Here is a 22,143-nt window from a genome sequence, read left to right as displayed (position 1 = left end):
TCCTCATCAGATAGTAACATGCAAAAACTGATCAAGCAATACAATAAAAAAAGGCCGAATAGGAAGGTGCTAATGGTATCATTTCTGGTTTTACTGAATGTCCTGTCACTGGTGGATAATGGACTTCTTGCCCAAGGTTGGAACCGTGATAGCCTTAATAAGCAGACCCAGCTGGACTACGGAGAAATGATACAAAATTTGGGACTTAAAGCCGCTATGCGTCCAGGACCTTCCGGGGATCCTAGTGCCCCTAATGCAGCAAACACTGATGAATCAAAAGTGAGAAAATATACTTTGCCAGACCCTTTGGTGGCCAATGAGGGGGACCTGATTACATCAGAGGATGCTTGGTGGAAGGTAAGAAGACCTCAAATCCTCAAGGACTTGGAAACTGAAATGTTTGGAACTCTTCCAGAAAACTTGCCCGCTGTGACCTGGCAGGTGGTTGCTGAGAAGGATACTATAATTGCAAATTATCCGGTAACCGAGAAGTTACTTATCGGTAAAGTGGACAATGCTTCTTTTCCCGAAATAGATGTGGAGATTGAACTGCTAGTGGGAATACCTGTAGCAGCTACCAAAGCAGTACCGGTTGTAATGGAGTTTGGATTTATCCGATGGCCATTTGGCAGTCCTCCTGCAGAGCCTAATAGTTACTTTATTTCTCCTTATGAACCTCGCTGGAAACAGCAATTACTTAGCAAAGGGTGGGGATATGCTATTCTGGTTCCTTCAAGCATTCAGGCTGACCACGGAGCAGGCTTAAGGTCAGGTATCATAGGTCTGGCTAACAAGGGCAGATTCCGGAACCCAAAACAATGGGGAGCCTTGCGGGCTTGGGCATGGGGAGCCAGTAGGGCCATGGATTATTTCGAGTCAGATCCTGATGTGGATGCTTCCAGAATTGGTGTTGAAGGAACTTCACGTTATGGGAAAGCAGCATTGGTCACTATGGCATTTGACGACCGGTTTGCACTTGGGTTTATCGGCTCTTCCGGAGCTGGTGGTGCATCAATTCTGAGAAGGAACTTCGGCGAGCAGGTAGAAAACTTGGCCTCATCGGCTGAGTACCATTGGTTTTGTGGGAATTTCCTGAAATATGCCAGTGACCTTACTGTGGATGATCTTCCAATAGATGCCCATTCCTTAATGGCGCTTTGTGCTCCAAGGCCTGCATTTATAAGTGCAGGTTCACCATTTATAGAAGGACAGTGGGTGGATGCTAAAGGAATGTTTTTGGGAGGAGTCCATGCAAGTCCTGTTTATGAGCTTTTGGGCATGAAAGGGTTTACCTCTTCGGATTTTCCGGAAATGGGCGCTTCAATGACTGAAGGGGAGATTGCATACAGGCAACACGCAGGAGGCCATTCCACTGGACCCAACTGGAGCACATGGATCGCTTGGGCCTCCCGATATTGGAACCCTAATAAATAAAAAAATAATATTTTAAGTAAATAAAAAATGAAACAGATATTCCGTTTAACCTTTCTTTTTTGTGTTGTAGTGTTAGGGAAATCTTATGGCCAGAACCCAATCATCCGTGAGGTTTTCACGGCAGACCCAGCACCGATTGTCTATAATGATACGGTCTTTTTATATACCAGCCATGATACAGCAAGTGTAGATGCCACCAACTACCAAATGAAAGATTGGTTGGTTTTTTCTTCCACTGATATGGTCAACTGGACCAATCATGGGGCGCCACTTTCCCCAAAGTCTTTCTCATGGGCCACGGGTGATGCTTATGCAGCCCATTGTATTGAAAGAGATGGTAAGTTTTACTGGTATGTATCCACTTTTCATAAAAAGGATGAAAATAGTGGCGGTGGTGCGGCCATTGGAGTGGCAGTTGCCGACAGTCCTACAGGACCTTTTAAGGATGCTTTAGGAAAGGCTTTGATTGTTAATGAAATGACTACTGATAACGAACATGGTTGGGATGATATTGACCCGGCAGTTTTTATTGATGATGATGGTCAGGCTTATCTCTATTGGGGAAACGGAAGCTGTAAATGGGCCAAGCTCAAAGACAATATGGTCGAATTGGACGGCCCTATTCACCATTTTAAGCCAAAGCATTTTATAGAAGGCCCTTGGGTATACAAAAGGAAAGACTTGTATTACTTGGTATATGCCAGTGCCGGTACCCAACCTGAAATGATAGAATACTGTACCGCATCAAGTCCTGAAGGGCCTTGGACCTATCATGGGATAATTATGGACAATGTCCCCAATAGTTTTACGGTCCATCCTGGAATTGTGAATTATAAGGGGAAGGATTATTTCTTTTACCATAATGGGGTGCTGCCTTCGGGAGGCAGTTACCGAAGATCCATTTGTGTTGACTATATGCATTACAACCCAGATGGCACCATCCGGAAAGTGACGCAGACAAAAGAGGGAGTACTTTCGGCAGAGTGATTATCCAGCTGTATCAAGACATAAAAAAAAGAGTAAAGAGTAAAGAGGCTCCGCCGTTCTTGTCTGTCGCCAAAGGCAGGGTGGACGAGGCAGAGTGCGAACTGTGAACCCTGATATCCGGATAGCTATCTACTCCCGCTAACTTAAGGATATTTAAGACTATGGTGTGGCGGATGCCCTCAAAATAACACAGGACGGATTTTGATCACTATGAAGAAAACCGAATTTATTGGAAGGAGCTTTTCCGCCTTGCAGGTTTTGGCGTTAAGAAATTTAAGAAGTGGGATGGCAAAGGCACTGGCTTGTTTGACGGCCAATAGCAATCAGCAATGGGTGCTGCTCACAAAGAAGAAGTTTGCCTGTGCAGGAGTGGACTTAAATTTTAGCCAAAAGATGCACAGCGGCGGGGTTTTTTGGTGACTTTTTTGACCTGAAGCAAAAAAGTTACAAGGTAAAAACCTGAGAAGTAGAGATGATAACACTGAAATGTTTAGATGCTTATTCAGCTTAAATTAACGGATATCGAAAGCTATCGTGATTGCAGGGTCAGAAAACAAAATATAACCAATTAATAAACCATACAAATGAAAGAACCATTCAAAAAAATATCTCTGGCGCTTGTCATTATGGCCATGGGGTTTTCAAGCCAAGCACAAGACAAGAATTTTTACATTTTTCTGGCTTTTGGCCAGTCCAATATGGAAGGAGCTGCAAAGTTTGAGGAACAGGATATGGACGTGGACCCGAGGTTTCAGGTGCTGCAGTCTATCGATTGTTCTGGTCTGGATAGGGAAAAAGGCAATTGGTATCCTGCTGTGCCTCCCTTGACCAGATGTCATACAGGGCTTACACCTGTGGATTATTTTGGTAGGACTTTGGTGGAAAATCTCCCTGACAGCATACGGGTAGGCGTGATCAATGTGTCTGTGGGAGGATGTAGAATAGAGCTTTTCGAAAAAGACAATTATCAATCCTACGTGGAGACAGCCCCTGACTGGCTTAAAAACATGGTCAATGAATATGACGGAAACCCTTACCACCATTTGGTAGAACTGGCAAAAACTGCCCAAAATGATGGGGTCGTCAAGGGAATACTACTGCATCAAGGGGAGTCCAATACAGGGGATAAAGACTGGCCACAAAAAGTAAAAGGAGTATATCAAAATCTACTGGCAGACTTGGGCTTGGCTTCAGAAGAAGTTCCTTTATTGGCTGGTGAAATGGTCAGTGCAGCGCAAGGGGGAAAATGCGCCAGTATGAATGCCATCATTGCTACTTTACCTGAAGTGATCCCCAATGCACATGTGATTTCATCTGAAGATTGTGAGGCCGTTTCCGATGGGCTACATTTTTCAGCAGCAGGATACAGGGAACTGGGTAGACGATATGGAGCTCAAATGCTATCGATTATTGGCAATTAACTTTTAAAAAATTATGAAAAAAATAACCTACTTATTGATTTTACTTGTTGGGACCGTTGCTACAAGCTTTGGTCAGCAAATAGAAAAAGAAGCTCCAGAGGGTTTTGACAAAGTGCAAAGTGGAATTGCACATGGAAAGTTAGATACGGTGGAGTATCAATCAAAAACTGTGGGCACAAAGCGCAAAGCAGTTGTTTATACCCCGCCGAACTTTAATAAGAATAAAAAATATCCCGTATTGTATCTGCTGCATGGAATAGGTGGAGATGAAACGGAATGGTTACGCGGTGGACATCCTCATGTGATCATGGATAATCTTTATGCAGCAGGAAAGGCAGAACCCATGATCATCGTCATGCCCAATGGCCGGGCGATGAAGGATGACCGCGCTACCGGAAATATCATGGCCAAAGATAAAGTGGAGGCCTTTTCCACTTTTGAGAAAGACCTGCTTCATGACCTGATACCTTTTATGGAAAATAATTATCCAGTGTTGGCGGACAGGGAACATAGGGCCATTTCAGGTTTGTCCATGGGAGGAGGCCAAACCCTGAATTTCGGCTTGGGAAATTTAGACCAATTCGCTTGGGTAGGCAGTTATTCTGCAGCACCCAATACCAAAAGTCCAGAATTACTCGTTCCTGATCCAGCCTATGCCAAGGATAAATTAAAGTTGCTATGGATCTCTTGTGGAGATCAAGATGGGCTTTTGGGTTTCAGTCAGCGCACCCATGATTACTTGGTCAAAAATGAAGTTCCCCATATTTATTATTTAGAGGAAGGTGGCCATGATTTTAAGGTATGGAAAAATGGACTATACATGTTCTCCAAAATGCTTTTCAAGCCGGTTGACACATCCAAATTTAACCAATACAGTCCCTTGGGGATTCCAGCTTCTACAAATGTCAGGGGAGCCAAATATCCACAAATTATGCCTGATGGAAGCGCTAAGTTTAAGGTAAAGGCGCCTGTAGCCGACAATGTTCAACTTGATCTGGGAAAGAAATACCCAATGACCCCAAATGGTAAGGGGGAATGGGAAGTGACCACGGATCCATTGGGAGAAGGTTTTCACTACTACTCCTTATTGATTGATGGAGTACCTGTTGCCGATCCGGCCAGTGAAGCTTATTACGGTATGGGAAGGATGGCCAGTGGAATCGAAGTGCCTTTCGATGGAGATGATTATTACGCAGTGAAAAATGTTCCTCACGGTGAGATCAGACAGGTCAGGTACTATTCATCGCTATTAAGATCATGGAGGAGGTTTTTCCTGTATACTCCTCCCGGCTATGATTTGGACTCAGACCGGGCATATCCGGTACTCTATATTTTGCATGGAGGTGGTGAAGATGAAAGAGGCTGGGCACAGCAGGGGAGAACCGACTTGATCCTCGATAACCTTATTGCTGAAGGGAAGGCCCAACCCATGCTGGTAGTTATGCCCGACGGAAATATGCCTATAGCTGCTTTTGAGGAAAGAGGACTGCAAATGTTCGAAAACGAATTAAAGAATGAGATCATTCCACATGTAGAGAAGCACTACCGCACGCAAAAAGGTGCTAAGAATAGGGCATTGGCAGGACTTTCCATGGGGGGAATTCAGACACTTTATGCTGGAATCAATAATACAGACCTGTTTTCCCACTTGGGTGTCTTCAGCTCAGGATGGATCTCTCAGCGTCAAGGTAGCATAGCTGAGGGTCAATACGCTTATATGAGTGAAAATGCAGAAAAGATCAATAATGACCTAAGCCTTTTTTGGATTTCCATGGGAGGAGAAGAAGATATCGCCCATAATAATTGTGAGAAAATGCTTGGGGAGTTTGATAAGATTGGGATAGACTATGAGTATAGCGAGTATCCCGGAGGGCATACCTGGCCGGTATGGAGGCATGATCTCCATAGCTTTGCGCCTTTACTATTTCAATAAGTGCTTAAGTAATAATGGAGTACTATTAAAACCTGACAGGTTTTTCCTTGCTCTCAAATACAAAAAGTAAGATTGTTGACTCCCAAATAATTCAAAAGTCCAAAAATGAAAATTATTTCTTTTACGCTATTATACGTCTTCTGCTTGCTGTTTACTGGGGAAGCTAATGCACAAAATACCAAGTCCGTTTCCAGTCCTGATGGCCACCTTGAAGTCAGGGTGGCTATAAGCAATGGCAAGGCCCAATATTCGGTTCACTATCAGGATAAGGTAATGCTGGAGAACTCCCCTTTGGGCCTAGTGACCAATGAGGGGGACTTTACCTCCAATATGAGTTTTGAGGATGCTTCCACTGGGAAAATCGACAAGTCCTACACCCAGGATAAGATCAAGACTTCCGCTGTACAGTATCAGTCCAATACCTTGACTTATACGGCCAAGAATGAGGAAGGAAAGCAAATTGCTTATCACTTTCAGGTGAGCGATCATGATATCGCATTTCGGTATGAATTGCCCAAATGGGGAGATACCAGGGCAACAGTAGTGGAGCGGGAAGTGACCGGGTTTAGGTTTCCTTCAGCTACTAGCGCTTTTCTCTCTTCCATGATGAAGCCCATGACGGGCTTTGCACGAACAGCGCCCAGCTATGAAAGTGGTTATGTGACGGATGCGGCTTTGGAAAGCACCACGGCGGAATTTGGCTATGTTTTTCCTGGCTTGTTTAAAATCGGTGAAAATGGATGGGTACTGCTTTCCGAAACCGGAGTAGGAAGTAATTATAACGGAGCACACCTCAGTAACTTTAAAGATGGCATGTACACCGTGGAATATCCCCAAATGGAGCAAAATAATGGCTTTGGCAGCACAGGCGCACAAATAGGTCTTCCGGGCTTTACACCATGGCGCACCATTACCGTTGGAAAAACGCTCCAACCGATTGTGGAAACCACCATTCCTTTTGATGTGGTGGAGCCGCTGTATGAGGCTTCCCAAGCTTACCAATATGGGAAAGGCAGTTGGAGCTGGATCGTATGGCAAGACAACAGTATGAATTATGAAGACCAGGTGCAGTATGTCGATTTGGCAGCAGCAATGGATTTTGAATACATCCTGATCGATGCCTGGTGGGATGAAAGAATTGGCTATGAAAAGATGGAAAAACTGATCGACTACGCCAATTCAAAAGATGTGGATGTATTCCTTTGGTACAATTCCAACGGAACTACCAATGATGCTTTCCAGACGCCCTTGAACAAAATGAACACTTCTATCGCTAGGAAAAAGGAAATGAAATGGCTGAAGGAAGTAGGAGTGAAAGGTTTGAAAGTGGACTTTTTTGGTGGGGACAAGCAGGAGACCATGCGGCTATATGAAGACATCTTGGTGGATGCCAATGACCATGGCTTAATGGTGATTTTCCATGGGACCACACTTCCGAGGGGATGGGAGAGAATGTATCCTAATTTTGTGGGAAGTGAAGCTGTCCTGGCATCGGAAATGCTCATATTTTCCCAAGGTGTCCGCGAGAAAGAAGCATTTTATGCCTCATTGCATCCCTTTATCAGAAATGCAGTGGGCAGCATGGAGTTTGGAGGAATTTTGCTCAATAAATTTCTCAACAGGGGAAACAAAAAGGGCCAAGAGCGCTTGACCACCGACAGCTTCCAATTGGCCACTGGGGTACTATTTCAAAACCCTGTTCAGATGTTTGGTTTGACGCCAAACAATCTGACCGATGTGCCTGAATTTGAACTGGACTTTTTAAGAAAGCTGCCCACTACCTGGGATGAAACAGTCTTTATTGATGGATATCCGGGCAAATATAGTGTCCTGGCCCGAAGAAGTGGCAAGCATTGGTATATCGCAGGAGTCAATGCTGAAAATACTGCCAAGACGTTGAAAATCGATCTTCCTATGCTCAAAGGGCAGGAGGTATCCCTGTACAATGACGATAAAGAAAGACAGCCCACACTCCAAACGGTGAAAGTTGGGAAAAATGGAGAATTGACCGTTACGGTTCAGTCGAGGGGAGGTTTTGTGATAACGTACTAATGAACGATATGAAGAAAAGAACCTGCAAAAAATTAATATTATCAGTGTTTATGATAGGAGCAGTTTTTCTGACAGCAAAGGCTCAGAATCCGATCATCCAAACAAAATTCACCGCTGATCCCACTCCAATGGTCCATAATGACACCGTTTTTCTTTATACCGGTCATGACGAGGATGATGCATTTGGCTTTAAAATGCACAATTGGTTGCTCTACACATCGACCGATATGGTCAATTGGACCGAGCATGGAGCGGTGGCTTCGTTACAAGATTTTGATTGGGTTCCGCATGAAAATGGAGCTTGGGCAGCCCACAGTATAGAACGTAATGGGAAATTCTATCTCTACTGTCCAGTACCTGGTGGAGTAGGGATAGGTGTTTTAGTTGCTGACAGTCCTTATGGACCGTTCAAAGATCCCATTGGAAAACCTCTAATTAAAAAAAGTGAACATGACATTGATCCAGCGGTGTTTATTGACGATGATGGACAGGCTTACCTCTATTGGGGAAACCCTAAGGTTTATTATGTGAAATTGAACGAGGACATGATTTCTTACTCGGGAGAGATCATTCAAGATCCTTCAACTCCGGATAATTACCAGGAAGGACCTTGGGTTTGGAAAAGAAACGGACATTATTACCTGTCTTATGCTTCAACCTGTTGTCCTGAAGGCATCGGTTATGCCATGAGTAATTCTCCCACTGGGCCTTGGGAATACAAGGGTATGATTATGGACGGGGACAAACGTTCAAACGGAAACCATCCAGGAATTATTGATTACAAAGGCAAGTCCTATGTGTTTGGCTTCAATTATAACATTTTGAAACAAACCATGTCAAAGCATTATGAAAGGCGGTCCATTTGTGTTGAAGAGTTGACCTACAACGCTGATGGGACCATTCAGAAACACCCTTTCTGGTCCAGAAATGTGGAACAAGTCAGTACTTTAAACCCTTACAATCGTGTTGAAGCCGAAACCATGGCCTGGAGTGAAGGAGTGAAAACCGAATTTGCCACGGAATGGGAACGAAACATTTCCTGGGACAAAGGAAAAAAGATAGCGGAAAGATTGTTTGCGACCTCAATTCATAATGGAGATTATATCAAAGTGCAAGGGGTGGATTTTTCCGATGGCCCAAAGGCGATTGAAGTAAGTGTTGCTTCATTGTATGGAGGGAAAATTGAACTTCGTGTCGATAATATTGATGGGCCCTTAATCGGAACAGTTAATATAGATGCAAAAGGTCAGGGCGATTTATGGAAGACCATTACCTCGGCGGTAAGCGATATTAAGGATGTACATGACCTGTTCTTTGTTTTTAAAGGAGAAAAGGACTTGTTCAATTTGGACTGGTGGAAATTTACTAAATAAAAGATCCGGATAAATGATGAAATTTATTTTCAGAATACTCATAATGTCCGTGCTTATTTCAGGTACGGGTATTTTACAAACAAAAGCACAAAACCCTATCATTCAGACTTCCTATACCGCGGATCCCGCGCCTATGGTGTACCATGATAAGGTCTATTTATACACCTCCCATGATGAGGATAATTCAACATGGTTTACCATGAATGACTGGAGACTGTACACAACGGAAGATATGGTCAACTGGACAGATCATGGGGCTGTTTTGTCCTATAAGGAATTTAGTTGGGGTAAGATGAATGCCTGGGCACCTCAGTGTATAGAACGGGACGGGAAATTCTATATGTATGTGCCGATTACTGATAGAAACAATAAAAACGGCATTGGTGTAGCGGTAGCGGATAGCCCTTATGGCCCATTCATCGATCCATTGGGCAAACCTTTGATCAGCAATAGTATGGCGGATATAGACCCGACTGTTTTTGTGGATGATGATGGTCAGGCTTACCTGATGTGGGGAAACCCGGTGTGTTATTATGTGAAACTGAATGAGGATATGATTTCTCTTGAAGGGGAGATAGGACAGTTTCCCAATACGATAGCAGCATTTGGCAAGCGTGAAGGGAAAGAGGATCCACGACGTCCCACGACCTACGAGGAAGGTCCATGGTTATATAAAAGAAATGACCTGTATTACCTGCTCTTTGCGGCGGGTCCATTACCTGAACATATTGGCTATTCAACCAGTACCAGTCCGACTGGCCCATGGAAATACCAAGGCGTTTTGATGCCCACCGAAGGCAGTAGCTTTACCAATCATCCAGGAATAGTGGATTTCAAGGGGAAAACCTATTTGTTTTATCATAATGGCGCCTTGCCCGGAGGAGGTGGATTTACCCGATCCGTCTGTGTCGATGAGGTGAAGTTCAATGAAGACAGGACCATTGTTCCTATGAAAATGACAGCAGGAATCACCAAGAGTTTAGGAACAATCAATCCTTATATCAAAAATGAAGCGGAGACCATTGCTTGGTCGGAAGGGGTAAAAGCCAATAAGAATGAGATAGTGGGAAATTTTATTATTGCCACCAAAAACGAGGCCTATTCCCAGGTAAAGGAGGTGGATTTTCGTGATAAAGGTCCTGCTGAATTTACGGCAAGGGTCGGGACTGTCCATAATGGCAATGTAAGTATAGAGATCAGACTTGACAGTTTAGATGGAGCGCTATTGGGTACCATCAATGTGCCGCTAACGGGCGGAGATGACAGGTGGTCATTGGTGTCCACGGAAGTAAAACAGGTGGAAGGTGTCCATGACCTGTATTTTGTTTTCAAAGGAAAAGCACCCAATAATATCCTGTATTTCGACTATTGGAAGTTTTCGGATTGAGGCATTGCCGGAAGACAGGTGTAATGGGACCGTAGCCGGAAGACCGAAACAAGGACTTAGACCTGCCAGGTTTGCATATACTCGTTAAACAAACCTGGCAGGTCTGCAACGAGAGCCCGATGTATTTGGACCCTGAATCGGACATCCGACATGCCCAAATTGTCTGGGATAATGTATTTTCGATGATCTGTAATCAGTTGAATTGTAGAACTATATGAAAAACAAATAGATAAATGAAAAAGCAATTAACAAGTATTTTAGCAGTTTTGATGACTGTTTTCTCCTTGACGGGAGCTTATAGCCAAAAGAAACCAAAAAACGCCCCCGTATTTTCGAAGGCAGTTTATGAAGGAAATGACGAGGTCTATGAAAACAACCCTTTAGCTGAGGATGAATTTTATAACCCTATTCTTCAAGGATGTTATCCTGATCCGGCCATTACCAGAAAGGGTGATGATTATTATATGGTAGTATCCTCTTTCGCCATGTTTCCGGGGGTGCCGATTTTCCATTCCAACGATTTGGTGAACTGGACCCAGATCGGTCATGTGCTGGACAGAACCTCTCAGCTAGATGTGCACGATACAGGAATCAGTGCAGGAGTGTACGCCCCGGATATCCGTTATAATCCTCACAACGATACCTTCTATATGATTACCACTGCATTTGCAGGAGGTTTGGGGAATTTCGTGGTCAAAACCAAAGACCCCATGAAAGGCTGGAGTGAACCGTATAAGTTGAACTTTCAAGGGATTGATCCCGCCATATTCTTTGATGAAGACGGGAAGGCCTATGTGGTGCACAATGATGCACCGGCGCAGGGAGAGGAATTGTATAATGGTCATCGCGTGATTAAGGTTTGGGAATATGATCTGGAAAAGGACCAGGTTATTGCCGGAACAGATAAAGTGATTGTCAATGGGGGGGTGGACCTGTCCCAAAAACCGATTTGGATCGAAGCCCCACATATCTATAAGAAGGATGGAAAGTATTATTTGATGTGTGCTGAAGGCGGTACCGGGGGATGGCACAGTGAAGTGGTCTTTGTGAGCGATGATCCAAAAGGACCTTATATCCCAGCACCAAGCAATCCGATTCTTAGCCAGCGGTATTTATCTCAAAATAGACAGAATAAAGTGGACTGGGCGGGCCATGCTGACTTGGTATTAGGACCGGATGATAAGTATTATGGCGTTTTCTTGGGTATTCGTCCCAATGAAAAAAATTGGGTAAATACAGGCAGGGAAACCTTTATCCTACCAGTGGATTGGTCAGGTGAGTTTCCGGTTTTCGAAAATGGTTTGGTGCCGATGGAGCCCAAACTAAAAATGCCTGAAGGCGTGGAGAACAAAACAGGACAGGAAGGGTTCTTTCCAAATGGTAACTTTACTATTATAGAGGATTTTTCTTCAGAGAAATTGGATTACCGTTGGATAGGTCTAAGGGGACCAAGGGAAGCATTTATTTCCAAAACTAAAGGCGGTTTGCAGATCCAACCTTTTGACACCAATATCAAAGAGGTGAAACCTACTTCTACGCTCTTCCACAGGCAGCAGCACAAAAACTTTTCTTTTACTACTACCATGACGTACCAGCCTGAGTCGGAAAAAGACTTGGCAGGTTTGACCAGTGTGCAAAGTGAAGCCTTCAATTATGTGTTTGGAGTTACCAAATCCGGAAAGAAAAATGTACTGGTACTGCAGCGAACTGAAGCACAGGGCAGAGGAAGAGACCGTGAGGTGAAGTCTGAAATCTTGGCAAGTACGGAGATTGACCTCAAGAATCCTGTGTCATTAAGAATAAGTGCCAAAGGAGATGAATTTCAGTTCAGTTATTCCACCAATGGAAATGATTTCCAAAATCTGGGAGGTACAGTGTCCGGCGATATCCTTTCCACGAATGTAGCTGGTGGGTTTACAGGCAATTTGATCGGTCTTTATGCTACCAAAGCCAATGATGCCTACCCTACGGAGTAGACAGATTTAAAAATCCATTAACACCAAAACATGAAATACCTTTTTAAACCACCAACCTTAAGAAGTGGGGACTTTATGTCCTCACTTCTTTAATGACTATATCCTGAGTGGAAAATACCTAAGAATTAGGCAAAGGAGCCCTGCTCGAATAGGACTTTGAGGACTTTGGTTTGTATGAGGTAACGTCCAATGATACAATCGATTAATTTTAACCTATTTAATAACCTTATTATGCTTTATGTAATGAAAACCCTCACTAAAACCGTTTTTGCAATTGTATTACTCTTTTGCATCAAACCCATCATGGCGCAGGATGGCACCATGTATCCAATTGAAAACCCGGAGGAACCCAATGCCATCCCACTGGGTACAGGAGGTGTGGAAGGTCAACCTTCTTCCGAGAGCTGGTTCCGTCAATGGGGCGACCCAATGGCCAGAAATATCAGTACCGCCACCCTGACCCCTTTCTTCCCAGAACCCGGCAAGGCCAACGGTACTACAGTGATCGTAGCGCCCGGAGGTGGGTTTAGATGGCTTTCAATGGGTAATGAAGGCTGGGAAGTGGCAGAAGCTTTAGCTGAGCAGGGGATTACGGCATTTGTACTCAAATACAGACTACATCCGACTCCCGAATCCTTGGAAGATTTCAGCAATTCCATGAATAGAACTTTTGAAGCAGCATCTAAAGATACACAAGATGGAGAAGCTCCTCCGAGACCTCGAAGGAACCTTTCGGATCAACTCGAAGACGCAGAAGCCGCTTATGCCATGATTGTTGAGCGTGCCGAAGAGTGGGGAGTTGATACAAACAGGATAGGCATGATTGGCTTTTCGGCAGGAGCAGGACTTACCATGCACTGCACACTCAACTCAGAGACCATGGATTTGGCCTTTATCGGTCCGATCTACGGGGGGATGGGAGAAGTAGATGTGCCAAAGGATGCTCCTCCGATGTTCAATGTGATTGCCAGCGATGATTTTCTGTTTAACGGGCAATTTGGTGTGATCAGTTCGTGGTATAAAGCTGGTATACCAGTAGAGTTTCACCTTTACCAAAATGGAGGTCATGGTTTCGGCCTTGGAAACCCCGATCGCACCAGCAACCATTGGTTTGAGGCATTTATGCATTGGTTGGATGTGAATGATTTTCTGAAGGGGGAATGAAAGATAAAAACTGGGGTGTGGAGAAGGAAGTCAACCTATACCTATAACCTGAAATTGGACATTTGACACGTTCAGTCTTCGGACTGGATGTTTTATGACGAAGAGGGAGTGCTATTGTACAAGAAGGTTAGATTTGATCAACTGGAATAACATATCACTCCCACAGTGTCCAGGTAAAAGGGAGATGTATATGCCCACATGACTGATCCAGATGCCAAACTGTTTTACAGTGATTACAAGTCTATTTTTCTGGAAAAGAGACAAGAGCTTTGAATTGGATAAAAGGTTAAAAAAACAAATATCCCATATTTCCTCGGTCCATTCTAAGGTCAATTTATATGTGTATCTGCAATCTAGCATGTACAGGTTTATAAGCGGTCTATGGTATCGAAATGTAAGGATGGCCCTTGGTGGGGTAGGTTTTAAGGAAAATGAGCAGGCCGTTAAGAAAATGAGCTAGCTCGCGTCGTGGAACAGCGAGATCCGATCATTTTTAGGCCGGAACAGTTTTCTTAAAATTAAATTGGGATAAAGAATTCCTATTTAAAGATAAATTGCTGTACCCAATTTAAAAGCCGCACCACAGGCCTAGATTTTTGGTCCTTTTCATCAATGGAAAAGGACAGAAAAAGAATTAAAAAAGCATAAACCAAAGAAAATATAGCTACGTGCGATATAACGAATAGTCATATCAATTTATTACCCTAAACCCAAAACAAACCTATTTAATGGAAAAACTTGGACTAAATTTTTGGACTTTTATTGCATTAAGTCTATTTATATTCAGTTGTAGCCCTTCTGATGAGATGCAACCGGACATGGATGGTCAGCCGGATCCCAATGATGACCAACAGCCCCCAAACGAAGAAGTAGAGGCCGTTCCGCTAAAAGAACTGTTCAAAGACTATTTCCCTATTGGAGCAGCGATCACACCTCAGCATGCGGATCCCAATACGGTGCATGGGAAAGCACTGTTGGAACATTTTTCCAGTGTGACAGCGGAGAACGTCATGAAGCCGGATCAATTGCAACGTAATAAGGGAACGTTTACCTGGGACAATGCCGATAAGATAGTGCAGTTTGCCAAGGAGCACAATATCAAAGTCAGGGGACACTGTCTGACCTGGCACTCCCAGACTTCGGACTGGATGTTTTATGATGAAGATGGAGCGCTTTTATCCAAGGAAATTGCCTTGGATCAACTGAAAGAACATATCAATACCGTAGTGTCCAGGTACAAAGGAGATGTATATGCCTGGGATGTGGTGAATGAAGCCCTTTACGATTGGGATCCTGATGGGCTTATCTTTTACCGGGAAGATTCTCCTTGGTATCAAATGATAGGAGAGTCATATATTGATTCAGCTTTTGTATATGCCCATAGAGCCGATCCAGATGCCAAACTCTTTTACAACGATTACAATTCTATTTTTGGCTGGAAAAGGGATAAGATATTTGAATTGGTTAAAAGGTTAAAGGAGAATGATATCCCTATTGATGGCATCGGGATGCAGGGACACTGGTTTGTAGGAACCTCTGAGGAAGATATCCGAACCACATTAGATTTGTACAGACAGTTGGGGGTTGAAATTCAGATTACGGAATTGGACGTATCGGTATATTTGTCAGGAGACGAGACAGGTTCTGAGTCCTACACGGAAGCATTTTCCATTAGGCAAAAGCAAGCATATCGCATGATTTTCCAGGTCTTGCTAGATTACAGCGATATCATTTCAGGAGTGACGTTTTGGGGTATTGGAGATGATGGGACTTGGCTGGACAAGCCGGGACGTAAGGCTTTTCCGTTTTTGCTGGACGAAAACTTACAGCCCAAACCGGCTTATTTTGAAGTGCAGGACTTGGTGCAAAACTACTGATGCTCCCCCTTCAGTGTTACAGAGTTGATGTTTAAAAGCTCTCGCAAAGGCGCAGAAGGCGCAAAGAAAGATAGTTATGAATTCAAAGAGGTGGTGAAGAGTCCTTTAGGATAACAAAATGAAGGATTAATTATTAATTAAATTCATAAAAAATGAAACTGCCCGAAATTTCCATTTTAGTACTGATAATATGTGTATCTAGTTATTCATTTGGCCAAGGTGTAGAAGAAAATTGGATCAAGCCCCGTATTATCAATACCACAGACTTGGGGGCCGATCCTGATGACGAGCAATCAATGGTGAGACAATTGGTTTGCTCCAATGAGTTTGATATAGAGGGTTTAATTGTTTCAACTGGTTGTTGGAAGAAAACGCAGGAAAATACCAATATTCTTGATAAGATTGTAGAGGCTTATGGTGAGGTCTATTCAAATCTTTCTATTCATGCAGAAGGATACCCAAAACCTGATTATTTAAAATCTATTTCAGTTATGGGGCAAAGTGGGTACGGAATGAGTGACGTAGGGACGGGGAAGGATAGTCCGGGTTCTGAACTGATTATTGCATCAGTTGATAGAGATGATCCGCGCCCTGTTTGGGTAATGGGCTGGGGTGGAATGAATAATGTCGCTCAAGCTATTTGGAAAGTGCGTGAGACCCGTTCCTCAGAAGAATTAGCAAAATTTTTAAGTAGATTAAGACTATTTGATATTTTAGGACAGGATGATTCAGGAGCATGGATTGCCAAAAACTTCCCAGATGTTTTCTATATCCGAGCAACGGGGGTGTATGGCTGGCTACCTTTAAAAAACAGTGACTATTATCGTGAGCAAATCCAAGAAAAAGGCCCATTAGGCGCTGTTTATCCCGATACGAAATATGCTCCAGAAGGAGATACACCAGCTTTTATGCATATTTATCCCAATGGATTAAACGATCCAGAGAAAATTGATCAGGGAGGCTGGGGAGGTCGTTTTAGTTATAATAAAGTGGAAGGGATACGAAGCATGTCGGAAGTGGCGAAAATTGATGAATATTCAGAATCAAAATTTGATCCTTATTATATGTATGGAAATACAGAAGAAGGTATTCAGGCCATAAAGCGGTGGAGCAATGGCTATAACAACGATTTTGTTGCCCGCTTGGATTGGAGTATTACTAATAACTACCAAGATGCAAATCACCATCCAACTGCTGTGATGAATGGTGATAAGACCAGAAATGTGCTGTATAAGACAGTTACTGAAGGTTCAACCATAACATTAAACGCAGCTGGTTCCAGTGATCCTGATGGTGACAGTTTATATTATAAATGGATATTTTATAAAGCACCTAGTTCCTACAAAGGGGCTTTAACCATTAAAAATAGTACTTCTTTAAAAGCTGATTTGGAAATCCCTTCAGATGCAGAAGGAAAAAGTATTCATATTGTTTTGGAAGTATATGATGATGGAGAACCAAACCTGTATGCCTATCGGAGATTGATTTTAAATATACAGTCAAATAAATAACAAATAGTTATAATCCAATTGACTTAATTCAAATTATAAAACCATGCAGAATTACTTAAAAAAAAGACTAATAAGGTTTAAGGTCGAACACCTATTTGTTGATGTAAAAAACAAGAGGTTGCTGTTTAGTTACTTCATTTTTTTGCTTTTAGGATTAGGAAGCAGCCATGCCCAGGAAAACGGTCCTGATTTTTCCTTTTTGGATACAGGACTGAGCTTTGAGGAGCGGGTGGATATTCTGGTGGATCAGATGACTCTGGAGGAGAAGGTAAGCCAAATGATGAATGCCTCTCCGGCCATTTCCCGTCTAAAAGTACCTGAGTACAATTGGTGGAATGAATGTTTACATGGTGTGGCCAGGGCAGGATATGCCACTGTTTTTCCCCAGTCCATTTCCGTTGCGGCTTCTTTTGATAAAGGTCTTATGAAGGAAATCGGCACTGTGATTTCCGATGAGGCCAGGGCCAAGCACCATGAGTTTATCAGAAATGGCAAAAGGGGAATTTATACCGGATTGGATTTTTGGTCACCCAATATCAATATATTTAGGGATTCACGATGGGGAAGGGGCCATGAAACTTACGGGGAAGACCCTTATCTCACTGGAGAGCTGGCCTCCCAGTTTATTGAGGGCTTGCAGGATCACGATGGCAAATACCTGAAGACCATTGCGACTTCCAAACACTTTGCCGTCCATTCTGGTCCGGAGCCACTTCGGCATTCATTCGATGTGGATGTGAGTGACAGGGATCTCTATGAAACCTATCTTCCGGCATTCCGCAAAACGGTCAAAGAGGCAAAGGTGTATTCCATCATGGGGGCTTACAATCGTTTTAGAGGGGAGTCCTGCAGTGGCCATGACTTTTTGCTGAATAAGGTTTTGAGGGAACAGTGGGGATTTGAAGGCTATGTGGTTTCGGACTGTGGAGCGATCCAAGATATTCATACGGGCCATAAGATTGCCTCAACAGCAGCGGAAGCTGCGGCAATTGGGGTTTCGGGTGGTTGTGATTTGAATTGTGGGAATTATTACACCCACTTGACGGAAGCGGTTGAAGAGGGACTGGTAAGCGAGGAAGAAATTGATGTTGCTGTAAAGCGACTGTTTTTGGCCAGGTTCAAATTGGGAATGTTTGATCCAGAGGAAGCGGTTTCTTATGCCCAAATTCCCTTCGGAATCGTCTGCTCCGAGGCCCATAATACCTTGGCAAGACAAGCAGCCCAAAAGAGCATGGTGCTGCTCAAAAACAAAGATAATTTGCTGCCACTATCGGTGGATCAAGTCAAAAAAATAGCGGTGATAGGCCCCAATGCGGACAATGTGGAATCGCTATTGGGCAACTATCATGGCATACCCAAAAAGCCGGTCACTTTTCTGGAGGGAATAAAGCACAAAGTGGGACCAAAGGCTGAAGTATTGTATTCAGAAGGCGTACATCCTGCGGAAGGGTTTTATAACCTGAAGCCCATTCCTTCTGCTTATTTTGAAACTGAAGACGGACGTCAGGGGCTTAAAGCATCCTATTTTAATAATCTAAATTGGGAGGGGACTCCGGTTTTGGAGCGGATAGATGATCAAATTGATTTTTCATGGGAACACCAGCCCATTTCTAAAGAGCTGATTGACAACTTCTCTGTAAAATGGGAAGGTTATCTGGTTCCTCCGGCCAGTGGACGTTATGAATTCGGTGTTTTTTCAAAAAGGGGTATGAAAATTCGAATTGACGGGAAAGAAATTTCCAATGGGTCAGGTACCATTCACCGGGGAAGATATGCCACCGATATTGTTTCCTTGGAAGCAGGGAAAAGGTATAAGGTGGAAGTTACCTTCTTCAGCGATGAGACCAATGCCATCGCCCAAATGCTGTGGGCTAGGCCGGATGTCAGCAAAATAGATGAAGCGGTGGCACTGGCTGAGAGTGCGGACTTGGCCGTGGTGGTGCTGGGATTGTCCCAAAGGTTGGAAGGGGAAAGCATGGATGTGGTTACTCCGGGATTTGATGGAGGAGACCGTACCGCTATCACCTTGCCGGCTCAACAGGAAGCTTTGCTCAAGGCCGTTAAGGCTACGGGAAAACCGGTGATTTTGGTGCTGAATGCAGGGAGTGCCATGGCCATCAACTGGGCCAAGGAAAATGTGGATGCCATCATCAGTGCTGGTTATCCGGGAGAAGAAGGTGGTAATGCGCTTGCAGATGTGGTCTTTGGAGACTACAATCCGGCGGGCAGGTTGCCCATCACCTACTATCAATCGGTGGAGGATTTGCCTCCATTTGAAGATTATGATATGAAAGGCAGGACCTATCGTTATTTCGAAGGTACTCCGCTTTATCCATTTGGCTATGGACTCAGTTATACCCAATTTGAATATACCGAGCTGACAATTCCTACTCAGGTAAAAGCAGGAGAAGCTGTATCTCTGAGTGTGAAAGTGACCAATGCGGGGGACAGGGCAGGTGATGAGGTGGTTCAGTTATACCTGACAGACAATGAGGCTTCCACGGTTCGGCCAATTCGGCAACTGGAAGCTTTTGAACGGATACACCTGAAACCTGGAGAAAGTAAAGAAGTGCGTTTTACCTTATCCCCCAGACAGCTTTCCATGATCAATGCCCAATCCAAAAGGGTCATTGAAGAAGGACGTTTTACGGTGCATGTGGGTGGAAAGCAGCCAGGTTTTGAGGGTGATTTGGATGCAGAAACCACCATGGTGGTAAAAGGTGAATTTCAGGTCAAGGGAAGTCAGGAGCTAGCTGATCTTTAAATTTTAAGTTGCTAATGGTAAGGCTTTTTAACAAGCCTTACCATTAAAGTAATTTACCCATAGTGATGGACTAAAATTAGATTTATTAATAAGAAAAGTGGAAGTAACTTTTTTTAACACGCTAAAAAGTCAAAAGCTATTTTATTTATTTTTGGGCATCCAAGCAAGTCAAATTTGACCTTTAACATCATTGCAGGGAATTAGGTTAAATATTCTGCATTCAATTCAATCACAGTTCCCAAAATAGTATAAACCAGTTTATTCCAAATGAACCAGCGCTAGTGTTTCCCAACCACTGAGATCCTTATTGTGTCCCACCTTTTCCATAGCTTGGGAAATTTTATTTTTAAAGGCCCAGCAAGTTTCTCTCCTGAGATCCAAAATTTCAGAAAGTTCATTTAAGGTAAGCTCTACATCCTTCCGGTTGGACAGGTATAAAATATAGAAAGCTTTTTCAATGGGAAACTTAAGTTTATGAAATAAAGTATCCACCGTCGGTGACTCAAAGTAGTTGCAATTTTTACATCTTCTACCATGATTGGGAGCTTCAGCGTATTTATTATAGCCACATTTTTTACAAATATATTTATGCTTCCACTTCAGTTCCGATAAAAACTGCAAGCAACTATCTTTGTCAGGGAAGACGTTTTTGAAACTATCAAAATCCAAACCTTTCATCAAAGCCAGGTTCTTGGTGACTTCTTCCATGTTGGTCCGAAGTTGCTCATTGTTTTTCCTGAGATAGTCATTGATTTGATTGACTTGGATGTTCAATTCCTGCAACTTTAAATTGGTGGTTTGAAGCTGTACATTTTTACTGGCCAAGTCTGCCGCCATATTTTCAATTTTCTCTGTCCTTTCCTTAACCTTTTGCTGGAGTTTATTATTAAGCTCATCAGCTAGTCTATTTTTCTCCTCCAGTGCCAATGTTTTTTCTTCACTGACCGTTTGATATTGATCTTGAAGAAATTTGATTTGATTGAATATGGAAAGTGAAAAGAGTACCACCTCCAAAAAGATTACAGGATGAACAAAATACCAATTGATAACTTGGTCTTCAAACAACGCGAAGACTATAGTATGACTGTTGATAATGATCAAAAATAAACAGGCATTCGCGAAAATATATGACCATGAATAGATCTTAGACTTTATCAGAAGCCATAATCCTATGCAAAAAGGGACCAGCATGATAAGTATCGTTAAACCGACATACAAACGGCCCTCTATAATAATAAAGGTGTCTTGGGCAATAAAAAGCAGGCCTTTAAGGAAGATAGCTAGGATAGTTGCCTTTAACATTAATTGGCTCACATTATATTTTTGAACAAATCTGTTTGAAAAAAGTAAAGTAGCTATCACCACCGCGAATTGTGTGATATTTCCCTTGGTCCAATAGTTGAGATCTGGATGGTTGGGCCATAAATATTGGAATCCTAAGCCATCCCTTCCAAATGAAAACCAAATACATGCCAAAATCAGACCGGCAAAATATAAGTATAAAGTATCCTTCAGTTTATAAACGAGATATAAATTGAAGATTAGAATAAGTGCTAGTACACCGTAGTATATTCCTAGAAAATAATATTCATTGAGCGTGTGCGCTATGAATTTTTCATTGGTTCTTAAATGTAAATTAAAAGCAAGCGGGTAACTTCTTCTAACCTTAAAATAGTAAGTTTTTTGCTCTCCTGGCCTGATATCAAGTAGGTAATTAAAGTTTTTGTGTTTAATGTTTCTTTGGTCGAAAGGAAAATCATATCCTGATGTATTGGCTGTAAATGTGCCATCGGCATTTGGAAAATAAAAAGTGAATTGGTTAATATCAAAGCCCCAAGATTCAAAATACCAGGAATGATCTTGGATTATATCATTATTTTTGACAATAAGTCGAAGCCATATGTCATGTTCTAAACTGTCATATAATATATTATTATATAGTATTGGCTGGAATGCACCATCAAATTTATGTTCAGCTATTTGGTTTACGGTCAAATCATTGTTTTGATCAACCAAAAAATCCATATACTCAATAATATTATCATAATCTTCTCCTCCTTCAATTACAAAAGTTTTTCCTTCCTTGGCAAAGCCTGGAAAAGAAATAAATAGCATTAATGCTATCATGATCAGGAAGATGAAAGGGGGATTTAAAGTTCTTTTTTTCACAGTAGGTAACTAATGGGTTATTTTGAAGCTTTATTGCTAGGTGAATTAAAATAGAGATTGAATATATAAAATTATAAGTTCTCACCTCTACATTA

Annotated in this window: 14 protein-coding genes; 13 read left to right on the top strand and 1 reads right to left on the bottom strand. The window is 42.7% G+C overall.

The window, feature by feature from the left end:
• The first annotated feature begins 18 nt into the window (after positions 1–18).
• The 13 genes from IFO69_RS11905 (at position 19) to IFO69_RS11845 (ending at position 19,879) form a co-directional block, all read left to right on the top strand.
• Positions 19–1,434, top strand: a complete 1,416-nt coding sequence (locus tag IFO69_RS11905; protein WP_192010320.1) for a glucuronyl esterase domain-containing protein — start codon at positions 19–21, stop codon at positions 1,432–1,434.
• Between the two features lie 27 nt (positions 1,435–1,461).
• Entirely contained in the window at positions 1,462–2,421 is a 960-nt protein-coding gene (locus IFO69_RS11900) for a glycoside hydrolase family 43 protein (protein WP_192010319.1), read from the top strand.
• 210 nt (positions 2,422–2,631) lie between these two features.
• Positions 2,632–2,841, top strand: a complete 210-nt coding sequence (locus IFO69_RS11895; RefSeq protein ID WP_192010318.1) for a hypothetical protein — start codon at positions 2,632–2,634, stop codon at positions 2,839–2,841.
• 164 nt (positions 2,842–3,005) lie between these two features.
• Positions 3,006–3,842, top strand: coding sequence for a sialate O-acetylesterase (locus tag IFO69_RS11890; protein WP_192010317.1), 837 nt, complete (start codon positions 3,006–3,008; stop codon positions 3,840–3,842).
• Between the two features lie 13 nt (positions 3,843–3,855).
• The gene (locus IFO69_RS11885) at positions 3,856–5,775 is read left to right on the top strand and encodes an alpha/beta hydrolase-fold protein (RefSeq protein WP_192010316.1); all 1,920 of its coding nucleotides are present in this window, start codon (positions 3,856–3,858) and stop codon (positions 5,773–5,775) included.
• Between the two features lie 105 nt (positions 5,776–5,880).
• Positions 5,881–7,827: a glycoside hydrolase family 97 protein gene (locus IFO69_RS11880; RefSeq protein WP_192010315.1), complete on the top strand. Its 1,947-nt coding sequence runs from the start codon at positions 5,881–5,883 to the stop codon at positions 7,825–7,827.
• 8 nt (positions 7,828–7,835) lie between these two features.
• Complete coding sequence (locus tag IFO69_RS11875; protein WP_192010314.1) at positions 7,836–9,200, top strand: glycoside hydrolase family 43 protein; 1,365 nt, start codon at positions 7,836–7,838, stop codon at positions 9,198–9,200.
• A gap of 13 nt (positions 9,201–9,213) precedes the next feature.
• On the top strand, positions 9,214–10,587 hold the full coding sequence (locus IFO69_RS11870; protein WP_192010313.1) for a glycoside hydrolase family 43 protein: 1,374 nt from the start codon (positions 9,214–9,216) through the stop codon (positions 10,585–10,587).
• Positions 10,588–10,820: 233 nt separating this feature from the next.
• The gene (locus IFO69_RS11865) at positions 10,821–12,563 is read left to right on the top strand and encodes a glycoside hydrolase family 43 protein (RefSeq protein ID WP_192010312.1); all 1,743 of its coding nucleotides are present in this window, start codon (positions 10,821–10,823) and stop codon (positions 12,561–12,563) included.
• A 243-nt stretch (positions 12,564–12,806) separates the two neighbouring features.
• Positions 12,807–13,727, top strand: coding sequence for an alpha/beta hydrolase (locus tag IFO69_RS11860; protein WP_225444107.1), 921 nt, complete (start codon positions 12,807–12,809; stop codon positions 13,725–13,727).
• 728 nt (positions 13,728–14,455) lie between these two features.
• On the top strand, positions 14,456–15,604 hold the full coding sequence (locus tag IFO69_RS11855) for an endo-1,4-beta-xylanase (RefSeq protein WP_192010310.1): 1,149 nt from the start codon (positions 14,456–14,458) through the stop codon (positions 15,602–15,604).
• A 152-nt stretch (positions 15,605–15,756) separates the two neighbouring features.
• Positions 15,757–17,115: a DUF1593 domain-containing protein gene (locus IFO69_RS11850; RefSeq protein ID WP_192010309.1), complete on the top strand. Its 1,359-nt coding sequence runs from the start codon at positions 15,757–15,759 to the stop codon at positions 17,113–17,115.
• 43 nt (positions 17,116–17,158) lie between these two features.
• On the top strand, positions 17,159–19,879 hold the full coding sequence (locus tag IFO69_RS11845; protein ID WP_192010308.1) for a glycoside hydrolase family 3 protein: 2,721 nt from the start codon (positions 17,159–17,161) through the stop codon (positions 19,877–19,879).
• Positions 19,880–20,137: 258 nt separating this feature from the next.
• Here IFO69_RS11845 and IFO69_RS11840 read toward each other — a convergent pair whose 3' ends face one another.
• A complete protein-coding gene (locus tag IFO69_RS11840; RefSeq protein WP_192010307.1) occupies positions 20,138–22,006 on the bottom strand; it encodes a 7TM diverse intracellular signaling domain-containing protein in 1,869 nt (622 codons plus the stop codon).
• Between the last annotated feature and the right edge of the window lie 137 nt (positions 22,007–22,143).

The sequence above is a fragment of the Echinicola arenosa genome (genome assembly GCF_014841125.1).
In the GTDB taxonomy this organism is placed as follows: Bacteria; Bacteroidota; Bacteroidia; order Cytophagales; family Cyclobacteriaceae; genus Echinicola; species Echinicola arenosa.
The sequence above is the reverse complement of the archived record's forward strand: the minus strand, read 5'-3'. Positions and strand labels throughout refer to the sequence as shown.